The sequence below is a fragment of the Candidatus Nitrosocosmicus oleophilus genome, assembly GCF_000802205.1.
GTDB classification, from domain to species: Archaea; Thermoproteota; Nitrososphaeria; order Nitrososphaerales; family Nitrososphaeraceae; genus Nitrosocosmicus; species Nitrosocosmicus oleophilus.
Map to the genome: position 1 here is coordinate 2,287,908 of NZ_CP012850.1, position 15,428 is coordinate 2,303,335.

At 34.5% G+C, this 15,428-nt stretch carries 14 protein-coding genes; 7 read left to right on the top strand and 7 right to left on the bottom strand.

Annotated elements, in window-relative coordinates; translation table 11 throughout:
- Window positions 1–28: 28 nt before the first annotated feature.
- Window positions 29–1,381, bottom strand: coding sequence for a bifunctional hydroxymethylpyrimidine kinase/phosphomethylpyrimidine kinase (gene thiD, locus NMY3_RS11155; RefSeq protein WP_196815929.1), 1,353 nt, complete (start codon window positions 1,379–1,381; stop codon window positions 29–31).
- A gap of 332 nt (window positions 1,382–1,713) precedes the next feature.
- Between thiD and NMY3_RS11160 the strand changes: the two genes are divergently transcribed.
- The 4 genes from NMY3_RS11160 (at window position 1,714) to NMY3_RS11175 (ending at window position 5,931) form a co-directional block, all read left to right on the top strand.
- A complete protein-coding gene (locus NMY3_RS11160) occupies window positions 1,714–2,094 on the top strand; it encodes a translation initiation factor IF-5A (protein ID WP_257719980.1) in 381 nt (126 codons plus the stop codon).
- Between the two features lie 366 nt (window positions 2,095–2,460).
- Window positions 2,461–3,549, top strand: coding sequence for a site-2 protease family protein (locus NMY3_RS11165; protein ID WP_196815931.1), 1,089 nt, complete (start codon window positions 2,461–2,463; stop codon window positions 3,547–3,549).
- A gap of 232 nt (window positions 3,550–3,781) precedes the next feature.
- Complete coding sequence (locus NMY3_RS11170) at window positions 3,782–4,816, top strand: class I SAM-dependent methyltransferase (RefSeq protein WP_196815932.1); 1,035 nt, start codon at window positions 3,782–3,784, stop codon at window positions 4,814–4,816.
- 113 nt (window positions 4,817–4,929) lie between these two features.
- Entirely contained in the window at window positions 4,930–5,931 is a 1,002-nt protein-coding gene (locus NMY3_RS11175) for a hypothetical protein (RefSeq protein ID WP_196815933.1), read from the top strand.
- A gap of 35 nt (window positions 5,932–5,966) precedes the next feature.
- Here NMY3_RS11175 and NMY3_RS11180 read toward each other — a convergent pair whose 3' ends face one another.
- The 3 genes from NMY3_RS11180 to NMY3_RS11190 form a co-directional block, all read right to left on the bottom strand.
- A complete protein-coding gene (locus NMY3_RS11180; RefSeq protein WP_196815934.1) occupies window positions 5,967–6,455 on the bottom strand; it encodes a hypothetical protein in 489 nt (162 codons plus the stop codon).
- Between the two features lie 87 nt (window positions 6,456–6,542).
- Window positions 6,543–7,964, bottom strand: a complete 1,422-nt coding sequence (gene cysS / locus NMY3_RS11185) for a cysteine--tRNA ligase (protein WP_196815935.1) — start codon at window positions 7,962–7,964, stop codon at window positions 6,543–6,545.
- 25 nt (window positions 7,965–7,989) lie between these two features.
- Entirely contained in the window at window positions 7,990–8,295 is a 306-nt protein-coding gene (locus NMY3_RS11190) for a Rieske (2Fe-2S) protein (protein ID WP_196815936.1), read from the bottom strand.
- 245 nt (window positions 8,296–8,540) lie between these two features.
- Between NMY3_RS11190 and metG the strand changes: the two genes are divergently transcribed.
- Window positions 8,541–10,232, top strand: coding sequence for a methionine--tRNA ligase (metG, locus tag NMY3_RS11195; protein WP_425319406.1), 1,692 nt, complete (start codon window positions 8,541–8,543; stop codon window positions 10,230–10,232).
- 33 nt (window positions 10,233–10,265) lie between these two features.
- A complete protein-coding gene (locus NMY3_RS11200; RefSeq protein WP_196815937.1) occupies window positions 10,266–10,826 on the top strand; it encodes a nicotinamide-nucleotide adenylyltransferase in 561 nt (186 codons plus the stop codon).
- 418 nt (window positions 10,827–11,244) lie between these two features.
- Here the strand turns inward: NMY3_RS11200 and egtD are convergent, their stop codons facing one another.
- The 3 genes from egtD to cofG all read right to left on the bottom strand — a co-directional run bounded on the left by egtD (window position 11,245) and on the right by cofG (window position 14,798).
- Window positions 11,245–12,225: an L-histidine N(alpha)-methyltransferase gene (egtD, locus tag NMY3_RS11205; RefSeq protein ID WP_196815938.1), complete on the bottom strand. Its 981-nt coding sequence runs from the start codon at window positions 12,223–12,225 to the stop codon at window positions 11,245–11,247.
- Window positions 12,226–12,331: 106 nt separating this feature from the next.
- On the bottom strand, window positions 12,332–13,579 hold the full coding sequence (cofH, locus tag NMY3_RS11210) for a 5-amino-6-(D-ribitylamino)uracil--L-tyrosine 4-hydroxyphenyl transferase CofH (protein ID WP_196815939.1): 1,248 nt from the start codon (window positions 13,577–13,579) through the stop codon (window positions 12,332–12,334).
- On the bottom strand, window positions 13,569–14,798 hold the full coding sequence (cofG, locus tag NMY3_RS11215) for a 7,8-didemethyl-8-hydroxy-5-deazariboflavin synthase CofG (protein WP_196815940.1): 1,230 nt from the start codon (window positions 14,796–14,798) through the stop codon (window positions 13,569–13,571). Before cofG ends, cofH begins: the two co-directional genes overlap by 11 nt.
- A 228-nt stretch (window positions 14,799–15,026) precedes the next feature.
- Between cofG and NMY3_RS11220 the strand changes: the two genes are divergently transcribed.
- A complete protein-coding gene (locus NMY3_RS11220; RefSeq protein ID WP_257720027.1) occupies window positions 15,027–15,401 on the top strand; it encodes a cobalamin B12-binding domain-containing protein in 375 nt (124 codons plus the stop codon).
- The last annotated feature ends 27 nt before the right edge of the window (window positions 15,402–15,428 follow it).

Consider the following 15,428-nt stretch of genomic DNA (forward strand, 5'->3'; position numbering starts at 1 on the left):
TAAGAATAATTGATCATTATTTAAAATATTAGTTGTTGACATAGTATTGTAGAATAATTCTTATTTTTTCTAAAACCTCTTTTGGATCTTGTCCAAAAATAATAACCATAGGCTCCTTTCCAAAATCGCCATCGTGATAAACTATTTCTGCATCCGGATTTTGTTTAAAGGCTTCACTAATCCCCCATTTTATAGAGGATCCTTCTGTCTTCTTAACCTCTTTTATTTCGTACTTTCTAGAATAAGAAGAGCACCTAAAATTATTTTCGCAGATATCGATGATATTTGGATTGTTTCGAATATTGATGGCGGACCTAAGTAGTGAATTAAATTTGGTGGCTGATAAAATTGCGTTAGAAACATGCAGGGAAGCTCCGAATTGGACGACATTTGGAGTTCTAATATTAGTTCCCAAATCAATCAATCTACCCAAAACCCCTGCAATGTCATCAAAATTTTTGGGTCTCTCTATTGAATACACAAAGTTTGTTTTTGTCTCTGGAATAAGTTTAAAAAAATTAGGCATTTTTTCCAAATTTGATACTGCAGCTTGCAATTGTGCCAATACTTTAAATTTTTCAGAGTTGTCATACATGTTATATAGCGGATTGGAGAGTAGTACCCCATTGCCGATTTGCTTCGAGTTTTTTAACGCCTCGTATACGTACGAATTAGATAATTGGAATGACTCGCTAATATTGTACCCTTTAGCTAAAAAGGAGGCGATAGCAGCAGAAAAGTTACATCCAGTACCATGAGTATCACCAATCTCCAATCTTTCATGTACAATTAGCTGTGGTTCTTGCGTTTTATCTCTAAAAAGCAAATCCATTACTTTTGCACGTTTGGTCGGATCATGACCACCTTTAATAACTACATTGGAGGCCCCCAAATTGAGAATCTGTGATGCAGCTTTGGACATATCATGCCTATTGGTTATCCTGATTTTTGACAGCAATTCGGCCTCCCTTAGGTTAGGCGTAATTACATGCGCTAATGGAATGATTTCCCATTTGAAATGCTCAAATGAATCTTCATCTAGTAATTTGATACCAGTACCAGAATATAAGACTGGATCAACTACAATCGGGTTCTTAAAATCTCCTAAAATACTCTTGACAATTTTTATTATTGATTTACTATAAAGAACACCTAATTTTATGACATCTGGTTTAATATCTTCTAAAGTAGTAATTAATTGATTTCTAAAAAATTTTGGCGGTACTACCAGAATATCAGAAATTGTCTTGGTATTCTGAGCAGTTAACGTAGTTATTATTGTTGTACCATATACACCCAAAGCAGAAAATGTCTTTAAGTCTGCCTGTATGCCAGCGCCAGCTGATGAATCACTTCCTGCAATCGTCATTACCTTTTTCAATCTTTTGATACCCTCTTATTGAGTTGGAGTTAGATCTAAATTAATGTCACTTGTTACCTCAGATGTTAATTCCTATATTTATTAAAAATTGTAAAATATAGTATGAAGTCTTGGTTTATTTTCACAAACATCAATGAATGGTGTATTGATATGATTCGATTAGAAAAATTGCGAGATATTCTAACTTAATCTTGTCTCCACCCTAAATATTACTATTACGTAATTATAAAAACAAGTCATTATTACAAAAATCCTAAGCATAGCAGACAAGTGATCATAACTGTTAAATATGCATTTCATGTCAATTTTTCTGATTATTATTGAGTAAGCCCATGGACCTTGGTAGTTTGAAGGTTGGTTCTTATATTATCATAGACGGAGAACCATGTAGAATTGTTTCTTATGATCATAGTAAGCCAGGTAAACATGGTTCTGCCAAAGCCAGAGTGGCAGCTATGGGTGTTTTCGACGGCTCAAGGCACAGTTTAGTTGCTCCTGTATCAGCAAATGTTGAAGTTCCCCTCATAGACAAAAGGAGTGGACAACTCATCTCAGTTGCTGGCCAAGTTTTACAAATCATGGATCTTGAAACATTTGAAGTTTTTGAAACATCAGCAATAGAAGATGAAATAAGAGATAAACTCAACCAGGGTGGCGAAGTTGAGTATTGGAAAGTATTGGAACGGGTAAAAATTGTCAGAGTAAAAGGATAATACAGATAAGTAGCAGATCTGAATAGAGGACGCATCCACCACTATCTTTTCGACAAAGGTAAGAATACAATCTCGTATACGTATGAATAATACGTTTTATCAACCTAATATGACGAAAATATCTCAAGGAATTGCTAAATTGGTTTTTCTTCTACCCCAGAGGTTATGAAAAACTTCAAAAAGTATGTTATGATGCATTTAAATAATAATAATGTTCACATTAATTAATTGGAACAGCAATCAAAAATAAAGTTTGATCTTCACTTACCACTTATTCTAATTCATACACCCTACGGTTTAAAATTCTTTGATAAAGTTTCCAAGACGAGGGTTGCAAGGTTTTATGCAAAATTCAATACATATTTAATGCCACTTATTACAATTATGGCTTTATTCTTAATAATTGGATCAGTTGCTGCACTGTTTTCAAGCGAAACAATTAGGGAGGGCGCTCGTGGAGTTGGCCCCCAGGCCAATTTGTTGATACCTGGCCTTAATCCTTATTTGCCAATTTGGGAAGGTTGGGTAGCTTTGGTAGTTACAATCATAGTTCATGAAGCAGGCCATGGGATAATTGCCAGGGTTTACGGCGTTAAGGTTGAATCTACTGGCCTAGTGTTGTTTTTGGGAATACCAATTGGGGCATTTGTGAATATTGAAAGAGATGAGCTTAATAGGATTTCAACTAAGCAGAAAAGTTCTATCCTGACTGCAGGTCCTATGACAAACATAGTATTAGCTGCTATTTCCTTATTTGTAATACTTTTGATAACTTCCACTTTGGTAATAACTAAGCCAATGGACCCAGCCTTATATGGAGTAGTTGTAACAAATGTCAATCAAGGTTCTCTTGCTGAATCTATAGGCCTTGACAAAGGGACCACGATACAACAAATTCAGAACAACCAGATTCGAAATCCGGTGGAGCTAAATGATAACTTAAATGCCAATTTGGGGAAATTGGTCACGATCGGTATCATAAATGAAGATGGAGTGAAATCAATTAAGCAGGCAACTCTTCCTCCTCAAAGAGAGCCAGGGAAGGGAATCTTAGGGGTTTCCATTACACCAGTTGCAGACCCAAAAGAGGTACTGGATCGTTATAACTCTATGATTTATACTTCACCATTAGGTTTGCTTGCTCCACCAACATTTGTGCAAGGTATGGTACCTTACTCTGACTTCATGGCCGACAAATATACGTCTCCTATTTTTGGTTCATATTACACAATACCTGCTAGCCTATTCTTTTGGCTTTGGTTCATTAATTTCAATGTCGCGATATTTAATGCATTGCCGATTGGCCCTCTGGATGGAGGTCAACTATATAACACATTGATAGATAAGAAAACTCAAAACAAAAAAGGAATTATTAAGCATGCATCAAAAATACTGACTTATGGAATGGTAATAGTTGTTGTGCTATCAATCGCATTACCTTACATATTGAAATAATAAGTTTTGGCATGAAGAACGGATGATATTAAATCAAATTGGGATGGACCATCGATAAAATGGTTATCGGGTCAAAAATATTTGTTTCATGATTTATCTTTGCTCACTAGTTGAAACCTAAGCATAACATGTAGATTTCATATACTCCGTGTTGTTTGTTTGTCATAATGTATCATTGACCCCTTAATTCTCATCTAAACGTTCTCAATAGAATATTTCACTTGGACTTTTTATGCGACATAGACAAACATCTATAATAGAATGTAAAAAAATAGGATCATTGAAAACTTCCCTTTTAAATTTTAAATTCTTTTATTGTGTTAATCATGTTGAAAAAAAATATCCATTATATTTAGAAAGTCATATAACAGATCCTTTGGATGGCAACGAATGCCTTGAGGGGTTCCTCATATGTCCGGAGTGCAAGAAGAAATTTCCCATAATTGAGGGGATTGCAATAATAGTAGGTGATATCGTAAAGTATGCCTCAAAACGAGTGCCAACATTTGGTAAATGGTTTTCAAATTCTAAAAGCGTAGAGATGAAGTCTTTCTTAAAAGATTTATCATTGGATATCGACAAGAGTCATCAAAAAGAGGATCGATATGAGGAAGATGGTTTATATTTTCAAAGTTATAAATGGCTTCACAATGAAAATTTTGAAAGTGATAAATTTCTCCACCTTATGAGGTGGAAAATAAAACCATCTGATGTTTATCGAAAACTTACATCAAATATTCCTTTCAATCCCGAAGGAATTGCATTAGATTTAGGATGTGCTTTAGGATTATCCACAATGGAATTGGCAAAAAAATTTTCATTTGTTTTCGGGATAGACTCCTCATTCTCTTTTATTCGAGAAGCCAAGAAAAAAATAAGTGAACAAGGGGTAACAAATATGGAGTTCATAGTATCTGATATTTTGGATCTGCCTTTCAGGAATCAAACATTTGACCTTATATTTGGGTTGAATATTGTTGAATTCTTGCCTGTTGATGACCTTTTGCCCAAGATACATCATCTCCTAAAGCCACATTCCCTGTTTATAACAACTACTCCTTACGATTACAATCGAGAGATAGTTTACAATAGAAATATGAATGACCAAATATTGCGTTCAACCTTGGAAAAAAAAGGTTTTGAAGTTACTCTCAGGACAAAAAAAGAGGCATTTATTCCTTGGATTCTGAAAGTTAACGAGAGAACATACCTGTTTTACTTCCTTGATCTTATCGAAGCGAGAAAAATCTCAAAACACAAGTATTAAACTTATGTGACATTTTACCCTATCACTTGACTGATATTATATCTACAGTAAAAACTTATGAAACTTGTTCCAAAATCTAATTATACGAATTTACAAAAGAGATAGCAGGTATAATGAAAATAGTATTTTTACAATCTTCATCTACTTCTTATTCATTCCTAGATTATAACGAAAGTGAGGTCGATAGTTCTATACCTTCAAATTGTTCTCTATACCTATTTGGACGAGCCCTTATAACAAGAAATGTAGAATTGATAAATTCCTTATATGATTTGGAAACTATATTCGTTCCTAAGAAGTTAAATTTTATTTCCAGCATTATAAAATCTACTACAGACATACCAGTAGAGGAAATTGATGAAAATACATACAGTAAATTAATTAAAAGCGAATTAAGGGTTCCTAATAAATTTGAAAACGTCGAGAAAAACAATTTTGGGAACTCTAGCAATAATGTTCAACAAAATGCCCTCATTACAAACAACAATTTATTGTTCCTTCCTTGTAATACTGTAATAGGAAAGAGGTCCACTAGAAAAAGTATCGAATACTACAAATTTCAGTATCCATGGGAATTTTTAGATATTATACAGGAACTCCTGAAGAATGAGGTAACATTTTCAATAATTTCCAATAAAGCATCAATTGCAAAAACTGCAATTATCGAAGGTCCGTGTATAATTGAAGATAATGTTGTAATAGATGATTTCGCAAAGATTAAAGGACCATCTTACATTGGCAATGGAAGCTTCGTAGGCATGGGTTCGTTAATTCGTAACAGTATGATTGACTATAACACTAATATTGGCTTTAACTGTGAAATCGGGAAGACTTATTTCGCAGGCAATGCAAAAATTTCCCACCATAATGTAATTTTGGATAGCATAATCGGAAAGAATGTCTGGTTTGGTGGCTACTCCGGAACTGCAAACGTATTACTCACCAGAAAGAATGTCCAATACAGAATCAACAATGAACTAATAGATACAGGAAGAAATCATTTTGGCGCAGTTGTGTCTAATAACAGTGCTATAGGTGCCTCAGTAATCATCCTTCCTGGTCGCAAGATTCCTCCAGATTCTATTATTCCAGCTGGGACTATTTTTTCAAAATAATAGATATATTTAGAAGATACCAAACTTTTTTTTCCTTACGATGTTTTGTTTGTTACTTCATTGAATGACTTAAAAGCCATAGCCTCATCTTTAAGAGATTCCGATAAGAAATTGGTAGAAATTTCATTTAAAGTTTCATTACCTGTCAATAAATAATCCTTAAAGTATTGATAACTTTTGATCTCGTTATTGAAAGAGTTTACTAGGCTGTCCTTTGCAGAATCAAAGGCAGCTGGTGATTCCGTTTGGTTAAAATCATTCATCTGTTTTGTAAAATTTACCAAGTAGGTATTGGTCAAATCCGCCATCGTTTCATTGGATATTGTCCCCAATTCCCAGTGCCCTATTTCATCTTGAAAAGCCCTGGTTAGATTCGCTGAACCTTGGGTGTAAGTGGCAAAATAGTTTGCGTAGTCATTCTGTGTAGTTTGAACTGATGCCACATTAACATAGAATAATAAGATAAGGGCCACTGAGCATAAAGAAATCAAGAATATGGTCTTTGTTCTATTAGATTTGTTCATACAATTAAAAGGAATTACTTAGTTAAAAATTCTTGCGAGGTTCCTCGATTTCCAAACATTCTATTCAAATTTCAAAAGTTTCTATTCTTATTTTTGGGCATCAATTGATCGCGTCTTCCACAACGTAAATCCCTTATGATCTATCAGTTCGACATTGAATTTTTTTGTAAGTTCCGATCTTATTTTATCTGATTCCTCATAGTTTTTCTGAGAGCGAAACAAGTTTCTTTGATATATTTGTTCCTCTATTTCATCAATCTCTTGCTGAGATATCTGCGGCATACGTAACCCACTTATGAACATGAATTTTTTTAACAAGCCAAAAGTCGTGGTCAAGAATTCAACATCTACTGGAGTATCAACGGAAAAAAAATTATTAATCCTACTGGTGAATTTTAGAAAAACAGTCAATGCATTTGCAAAATTCAAATCATTACTGAGATATTCTGCAAACAAGTCTAGATAACTTATCAGTTCTTGAAGCAGGGGTCGTTGGATTGAGTCACATTTCTCATAAATAAATGAGTTTCTAGTTCGAAACTCTAATTCATAGTAGGCATTAGAAATCTGACTCCATTTCCTCTTTGTTTCATTAATTATATCCTGAGTATAATCTAGTGGTTTCGTATAATGAGATGAGAGGCAAAAGAGCCTAATCACGTTAGGGCCGACTTCTTTTAATAGTTCTGAAATCTTAATTGTATTTCCCATAGATTTTGACATTTTTTCAGAGTTAATTGTTACCATTCCCACGTGCATCCATAATTTTGAGAATTGGGTTTCAAATAACCCTTCAGATTGAGCTATCTCATTTTCATGATGAGGAAAAATTAGATCCTGGCCTCCTCCGTGAATATCGATATTAGGCCCTAGGTATTTTGAAGCCATAACTGAACACTCAATATGCCATCCTGGCCTCCCTTTTCCCCAGGGACTATTCCAGGTTGGTTTAGTGGAACTAAATTTCCACAATGCAAAGTCTCTTGGGTCGTCTTTAGTTTCATCAATCTCGATTCTTGCACCAGAAATTATTGAATCTCTGTCCTTTTTGGAAAGCTTACCATATCCTGGGTATGATCTAACCCTAAAATATATTCCATTTAATCCCACATACGCTTTATTTTTTTCAACTAACCTGCCAATGAATTCAATGATATCTGGAATATGGTTTGTTACCTTTGGATAAGAAGTGGCCTTTAACACATTTAGGGCATCAAAATCTCTGAAGTAACTTTCTGTATACATTTGAGAAATCTTTTCTGCATCAGTATGTTCGCTAATAGCTCTAGCTATTATTTTGTCATCTATGTCGGTAAAATTTTGTATGAATATCACCTTTGACCCCTGAACTTCTAGGAGCCGCCTTAATACGTCAAAAACTATTATGGTCCTGGCATGTCCAATATGACAGTCGTCGTAGACGGTAACACCACAAAGATATATTCTTACTACACCATGGGTAGTATTAATTTCTTCTAAGTTGTTTGTTAATGTATTAGTTAGTTTCATTTTGAAAGGAATCTTGATAGAAATACTAGATGTCTAGATAAATTTCATTTTTTCTAATCTGAACAGGGAAGGTGGTCAACTTTATACCTTCCATATAGTCTAGGAGCTCGCCCGTTCTAATATTGTAATGCCAAAAGTGTAGAGGGCATTCGACGATTTCGCCATTAACTTTTCCTGGTGCTAAAGAACCATCCTGATGCCTACAAAGGGCCTCAATAGCATAATACTTGTTTTTTGATAAAAACAAGGCAATTCTTTGCCCATTAATATTAAGTTCCTTACCATTACCTTCTTGAATGTCGTCTTTACTGGCTACTTTTATCCATGTCATCTAACATTGCTTAATACTTTATTAAAAATTATAAATGTTTTTTTTAAATTATTTGATTCATATACAGTTAAATTAAATTCAATAATTAGAGGAGTACAAGTTAGGCGCAAATGAACGATCTGTCTGGAAACACCAAACATAACCCGAATAATACTCATTCAGATTCTGATATTGTGGATATTAATATGAATGATATCCATGATAAATCAACAGAGTATGAAACATACAAAGGGCCTAAAATTGTCATAGAAAAAGATCTAGTAGTTACTTCTGCTTTACCTTATGCGAATGGTCAAATCCATTTGGGACATATCGCATCAACTTATCTACCAGCCGATATATTCACGAGATTCGTCCGATTGACAGGTACAAAGATTTATCACATATGTGCTACTGATGATTTTGGGACTCCTATCCTAATAAGAGCCGAAAACGAGGGCAAAACACCCGAAGATTATGTCAGAGAATGGAATGAAAAGGACAAGAAGGATTTTGCATCTGTAGACATTAATTTTGATTATTTCTCAAAGACCAGTTCTCAACAAAATATAAAGTTTGTACAGGATGTATTTATGGAACTTTACAAGAATAATCACATAAAGGAAGAAATTGTAGTTCAATTTTTTTGCGCATTTGATGATAAATACTTGCCTGACAGGTACGTAATCGGCAGGTGCCCATTCTGCAACTCAGATAACCAATATTCTGACTTATGCGAGTCATGTGGCAGGGTCCCCGAACAAATTCTTGACCCAAAATGTGTTTTGTGTGGAAGGCCACCTGTAATGAGAGAAAGTCTACATTATTTTTTTAAATTATCTGATTTTGAGAATTCACTTAAAATCTGGCTTTCTAATAATGAGAATTTACAAGAAGACGTAACAAAATATGTTTTAAATTGGATAAGTACCGGTTTGCAGGATTGGGATATCACTAGAGATTTAACCTGGGGAGTGCCTATTCCAAAAATTGATGGCACCCAGAATTACAAAGATAAAGTATTTTATGGCTGGTTTGACAATCACCTGTGTTATATTTCATCTTTTAATACCTTTGCAGAGACCGTTCTTAAGAAAGATGGTAAGAAACTTTGGAATGAATCCGAAATTATTCATTTTATAGGAAAAGATATTATCTACCATCATTACCTCTTTCTCCCAGCGATTAGATTAGGTATCAAAAACCAATATAAATTACCTGACAGAATAGTCACAAGGGGACATTTGCTATTTCAAAATAGAAAGTTATCAAAGAGTAAAAATTGGTCAATAACTTTAGGAGGATTTACAAAGTCGTTTAACCCGGATTACCTTAGATTCTACTTTTCTACGATTATCCCATACTCACAATCTGATATTAATTTTGATTGGGATAGTTTTTATGAAAAAATTAATAATGAGCTGATATCAAATATAGGAAATTTTATCAATCGTACTCTTTCCTTTACCAAGAAACATTTTGATGGAAAAATTCCTCCAAAGACTACTTTGGATGGTCTAGATGAACAAGCCTTAACTGAGATTAGGCAAGTCGCTTATGCTGTAGGGGAATTGATTTTTGGAAATGAAATAGACAAGGCCATGAAGAGGATTTTGCAGTTTAGCTCCTTTTTTAACCAGTATTTTCAGTCCAAAGAACCCTGGAAACAACATGCTGATTCTAATAATTCTATATGGATTTCAGCCAATGCGGTAAGATCAATTGCAATATTGTTATTCCCTTTCATTCCCTCCTCCGCCCAGAAAATCTGGAAACAATTAGGAATCCCAGATTATTTACAAGCCCAAGATTGGTATTCAGCATCTGAATTCAGAATTCTTCAAGGTCATAAAATTGACAACGATATCACTCCTATTTTTAAGAGGATTGAAAGAACCGAAATTGAAAACCAAAAGACCGGATTCAAAGTTACTGAATCAACAAACCCTAGGACTTGAGATAAAATTTTATTATTTTCTTCTTAGATCAGGATGACAACTAGCTTGGAGGCAGCCGCTATGATTGGACGATTTCAACCCTTCCATCTAGGACACTTGGAATTAGTTCGTCAGATATTGAATGAAAAGGAAGAAATAATTATTCTCGTAGGTAGTTCTCAGGCTAATTACACGCCAAAAAACCCATTCACGGCCGGAGAAAGGCTTTGGATGATTAGAGATACTCTTATAGAATCAAAAATTGACATGTCAAGAGTATTCTTGGTTAACGTGACTGATGATGAAAATAATTCAAGATGGTTTAGCAATATTAAGTCAATGAGTCCGCCATTTAAGGTTCTTTATACCGGAAATAATTTTGTCATAAACTTACTTAAAAGCGAAACCGTACTAATCAGAGAACCAAAGCTATTTCAAGAAAATATATTAAAAGGCTCTGTAATTAGGAAGTTGATCCTTGAGAACAGCCCCAAATGGCAAGAATTAGTTTCTAAATCGGTAAGAAAAATCTTTGTAGAGATTAACGCAGTAGAGCGGATTAGAAATATTTATCAAACTTGGACCGATTCTCCTTTTTCAGGAGCAAATAAATAAACCAAAGTACTATCGCCAAGTCTTACTTTATAATAAGTTTTGCTCACCTATGCCAAATAATAAAATCTTTGAGACTAAATAAATGGAATGTAAAATCCTTTTAGATCAGAGAAATCTATTTGAAAAGGTTTCAGACGATTTGATACTTGCTGGCTAGAGATGAGTAGACAATACTATCATATTCGATCTAAACGTTTCTCATCACATACTTTCCCTCTTCATAATTATGTCTCTAATGACGCAATATTTCAATGATCCATATAGTTGTGACAAAAAATTATTACTATTTGCATCAATAGAATAATAATCTTGTCACGGTATTGGACAATTCTTAGTCAATCGGTCTTGAGCAATGATTAACATCTAATTAATCTAATAGTTCCTTGAATCTATATAAGACCAGGAGAATGTTAAAACCTCAAGACGGTTTTAGCAAGACAAGATTGAACCAATTATTGTTATCAGAGAAAATCTTCTCCAGGGAAAAGCCCGATCTAGTTGCTAATTTTTGGATCTTGTCCCTACTATATTTGTACGAGCTTTCTGTATGAATGGTTTCATCCTTAGATAGTTGAAATATTTTGTTACAACCTGATATTCTAACTTCTTGATCCGATTTAGATTTAATATGCATTTCGATGCGATCTTTTTCTTTGTTGAAAAAGGCATAGTGCAAATATTGATGAAGATCAAAATTACTCCCTAACTCTCTGTTCATTCGGGTTAACAGGTTCAAATTAAATTGAGCCGTGAAACCGGCTTTATCGTTATAAGCCGGTTCAATCAGAAATTCATCCTTTATCATATCAAACCCAACGAGCAAAAAGTCCTTATCATTCATATTGAGTCGCACATCTTTCAAAAAGTCTCTAGCTTCATTAATTTCAAAATTTCCAATACTAGAACCAAAGAAAACTATTAGTCTAGAAAATGAATCAAACTTAAAATTATTCTCAAACAGTATACTATTACAGTCTTTGATACCATTTATATAATCATTTGGGATCCCTTTGATCCTTATTTTCTCATTCTGTGTTTCCAGTTCGGTTACTACAGAATCCAAAAAATTGAATGAAATATCAATTGGAAAGTAGTATAGTTTATCTTGTCTTTTCAAAATTGTGTCAAAGAGATGTTTGGTCTTTTTTGAACTACCACTTCCCATTTCTATTAAGATGATTTCTTTCGGAATATTTTCTAATATCATGTGAGAATATTCTTCTAGTATACCATTTTCAATTCTAGTTGGATAATATTCAGGTTGAACCGTAATTTGTTCGAACAAGTAAGAACCTTTATGGTCGTATAAATATTTTGAGGGTATTGATTTCTGGATGGGATTAGACAGTCCTCTCAAGATATCGGTTCTAAATTCTTCGCTATTATCGTCAAAATGCAAATTTTACTTTATGTTTAGAAGTAAGACATAAATATTTTTGTTATCTTCGCATATCCATTACGGTAGAGACAGGCATCTATATCAACCAAAATTTCATAACCTGTTTTTAGCCTTTCTTGAACCTAAAGCTATTTAGTTTTATCAATTCATTGTATGAACCGAATCTATCAGGATCGATTTTGTCAAGGGAATTCTCTGATTCAATTTCCTCACTAGTCCTAAAATCTTTTATTATCTCATATTTTGATGTTCTCTGTGCGGGTATCTTACCTGCTGCCTTTATGATTTTACGCATATCCACTGGCCTCATAAATTGTCCATATTGCGATCCTGCAGAAGTTGAAATACTCTCGTTAATCAGACAACCACCCAAGTCATTTGCACCCGAATTAAGCAAAATTTGCGACAATTTAGGTCCTTCTTTAACCCATGAAACCTGAAGGTTATTAATAAAATTATTAAAGAAAATTCGCGAAATTGCGTGTATTTTCAAAATTTCCAGACCATCTGCACCGGGCCTTATATCTTTGACTAAATGATGGTTAGACATCGGGGCATCATAGTGCACATAACTCAAAGGAACAAATTCGGTGAATTTCCCGGTTTGTCTCTGGATGTTTCTTATTATCTCCAGATGAGATACAATATCGCTACTGCTTTCAATGTGTCCGTACATTATTGTTGAAGTGGTCGGGATGTCAAGCTTGTGTGCCGTGGAAATAATATCTATCCATTGCTCTATACTAATACGGCCGGGGGAAATTTTGTCCCTAATCTCTTTGACAAGAATTTCGGCGGAAGTGCCAGGCAAACTACCTAGGCCCGCTTCCTTTAGCATTCCCAGATAATCATGAACTTTGTTATTAGACAATTTCGATCCATACAATATCTCCTCTGGGGAAAAAGCGTGAATATGAATCTCGGGCAATTCCTTCTTTATGGCTCTGCATAAATCTATATAAAAAAATCCATCCATTTTAGGAGGTAACCCTGCCTGGATGCATATTTCAGTGGCCCCAAATTGCCATGCTTCCTTAGCCCTTCTTACTATCTCTTCAATTGGTAAAAGATAACCCTCTTCGACCCTAAAATCTCTGCTAAACGCACAAAAACCACATTGTTTTATACAGACATTTGTAAAGTTAATATTTCTATTAATGACATAAGAGACAATTTCACCATTTGCCCGTCTTCTCAACTCATCAGCAACTAGAGTGATTACAGACAAACTTTGTCCAGTAGCATTTAAAAGCTTTAGCGTATCTGGTGAGGAAATTTCCTTTCCGTCTAAGGCTCTTCCAAGGATCGAAGAGATTTCCGGATCGATGTTTCTAAAAATACTGTCAATATTCATTGTTAATAAACTCCTCTTTGACCAAGCCGTATTTATCTATCAACGGTTCTATATAGTCTTTAAGGTCTTTGTGGACGAATTTCCCTGATAATTCCGAGTTAATTATGTATTTTGGATACACCGGCAGACGTGCCCTTAATACAAAGCCTTTTTCTCTAGTTACAACACCAACATTTTCAATAGTCGGCCAAGGTGATTCTGGATTGACGTGATCAGGTGTAATCGGTGAAATCCCACCCCAATCATTGATTCCCGCATCAAGGTAATTAGAATATACGTTAGGGCTTAGGTTCGGTGGGACTTGTAGACTAATATCTTGTAAAATTATTCGAGCTGCTGCGATACATCTTAAAAAGTAAGGATATGATGGTGATTTTGCATACTCCATCATGGTCCCTTTCTTTGGTATGAAATTTTGCATAATTACTTCTTGAATGTGGCCGTATTTCTTATTAACATCATTTATTAGTAACAATGATTCAATGATTTCACTAAAACTTTCATCTATGCCTACCAATAATCCTGTAGTTATTGGAAAATTAAGCTCACCTGCAGAGATTAAAGATCTTAATCTTACTTTAGGATTCTTGCTTGGAGCTTTTTCATGAGCTTGCCCTTTTTCAGTCAATCGGTAACTCGAATTTTCTAACATCATACCCAAACTCGCATTTGTAGATCTTAGCATAGACATCTCTTTCTTTGTTAAACTGCCAGCATTAGTATGTGGTAACATTCCAGTCTGTGATACTATTTTTTCACTCAAATCTGCTAATAATTCAGACAAATTCCGATGTCCAAGTAATGTAAGCCACCTTTTAGCCTCGCTATATCTTGTCTCTGGTCTCTCACCGGTTACAATCAGTGCTTCTGTACATCTTGCCTTCCTTCCAAGCTTAGCAATTGCTATTGCTTGAGAAGGGTTCAGCATCACAGCTTCATGGTTCGTTGGCTCCTTCTTATAGGTACAATAAGAGCATGAATCTTTGCACAAATTTATCAAATTGATAAAAACCTTTCTTGAATAAGTTACAACCTTGTTTTCTTGCCTATTGCGAAGAAATGCGGCCAAAAGGTTAAGATCCTTAATCTCAGCGTTAATCAACAAATCCTTTAATTCGTGACTGTCAACAACTCTTTTTTCGATTATCTTATAAATGATTTCGTTGGAATAGAAATTTCTTGAAAAATGTTGATAGTTTTGAATCCCATTTACAGTCATTTATTTTTAGTGAATCTACATAGTAGATCTTTACATTAAAGCCTTACTATGATAAAGTTCAAATTGATATTATTACCGTCTAATAATATTGATGATAACAAATCATCTAATTAGGATAAAAAATATTTTAAGCTCTGGATATGTGTTATCATAATATATAGGCACTTCATTGATAAAGGGGACTGCAGAGAAGGATAATTTAAGGACCTATCTCAAAAGAAAATTAGGATTTTGGTTACAAAGCTGGGTTTGGATGGTCACGATCGAGGAGCTTTGGTAATCTGTAGAGCGCTCAGGGGTTCGGGCATGGAGGTAATTTATTCGGGATTATTTTGTACACCCCAACAAGTTGCAAAGACAGCAATTGAGGAGGATGTAGATGTAATTGCCATGAGTTTACCTAACGGTGCGCACTTAACTTTGTTTCCTAAAGTATCTCGATTATTAGAGGAACAGAACGTTCAGGACATTTTGTTGGTGGGCGGAGTGGTAATACCCGAATCAGATAAGAATGAATTAGAAAAGGCAGGGATTACCGGAAATTTTGGACCTGGCACATCCCTAGATAAAATTATCGAACATATTGTAAAAAATGTAAAATAGAAATAGTTTATTTGTAACGCTAAATGA